The sequence below is a fragment of the Vibrio sp. genome, from assembly GCF_984391705.1.
The window spans coordinates 1-1,015 of sequence record NZ_CFHWOM010000171.1; the positions used below are offsets into that span (position 1 = coordinate 1).

Genomic DNA, 1,015 nt, shown 5'->3' on the forward strand with positions numbered 1-1,015 from the left:
CCGATCATCTGCGCCTTTTGTTGCTCTTGCAGGTAATCGTAACCAGCAAACACCCACGCGTTGTTGTCGAGGTAAGTCTTACCAATCAAGATAGGTGCTGAGAATTGAGTGCGTTTGGTCAGGTTGACCACGGTATCCACAGTGTGCCCTGCAATGGTCATCGGCATTTTCACTGTCGGGCGTAAAATTGGTTTTTCACTGGTACGGCTGCGGATCGCACTGATGCGTTCAAGATCATCAGTGATCTTAATTTCTTTACCTGTGTAAGGATGATGAATGGTGAAGCTCACGGTCACTTGGTAAGGCTTAAAACTATCAGCATCCCATTTGGCTTTGGTGCCACCAAGATCATCAATAATGGCCCACATCAGCTTGTCATCTTTGAGGCTTTTGTATTCGGGATTACTGCTGCTAACGTGGATGTTTTCTGCGTGCATCGAGGTGGTATCTGCACCAGTATCAATCTTACCGATGAATGGAACATCACTTAGCTCAGGAATATCATTGTAGTAAACACTCTCTACTCGTCCCAATACGACTTTATCATCAAGTTGGTAAATCGGATCTTGAGTGGTCGCGGAAAGTGTTTGCGACCAAGCGAGCGGCGTCGCCAATAAGGCACCAGAGAGCGCCAGAGCCAAAGACATTTTCTTCATCATTGTTTTCCGTATGAGCTAAGGTACAGGGGTTAGTCGATAACCAAATGTATAAGTTCTCAATTTAATTACAGTTTTGACACAAATCTGACTGATGTCCACCAGCGCTCGGTAAATTTTTGAGTTACTAGTTTAAAACATTGCAAATTCCATGAATGACCCCAATGTTCTATACACAACCAATACCCAAACAGAATTAAAGAGAATACACGGATGAGCCAAGCTATCTGTCGCATGATTGCTCAAGAGCTGAATGTTCGCCCTGAGCAAGTCAACGCTGCTGTAACCCTTATTGATGACGGTAACACGGTCCCATTTATTGCACGTTACCGTAAAGAGGTGACGGGCGGCCTTGATGA

Annotated in this window: 2 protein-coding genes; one reads left to right on the forward strand and one right to left on the reverse strand. The window is 44.9% G+C overall.

Annotated features, from left to right (window positions below; translation table 11 throughout):
• The coding region (locus AC4MRV_RS22195) for an ATP-dependent zinc protease family protein (protein WP_491189425.1) at positions 1-659 on the reverse strand (659 nt) is incomplete at its 3' end.
• 210 nt (positions 660-869) lie between these two features.
• Between AC4MRV_RS22195 and AC4MRV_RS22200 the strand changes: the two genes are divergently transcribed.
• A partial coding sequence (locus AC4MRV_RS22200) for a Tex-like N-terminal domain-containing protein (RefSeq protein WP_194943425.1) occupies positions 870-1,015 on the forward strand: 146 nt, incomplete at its 3' end.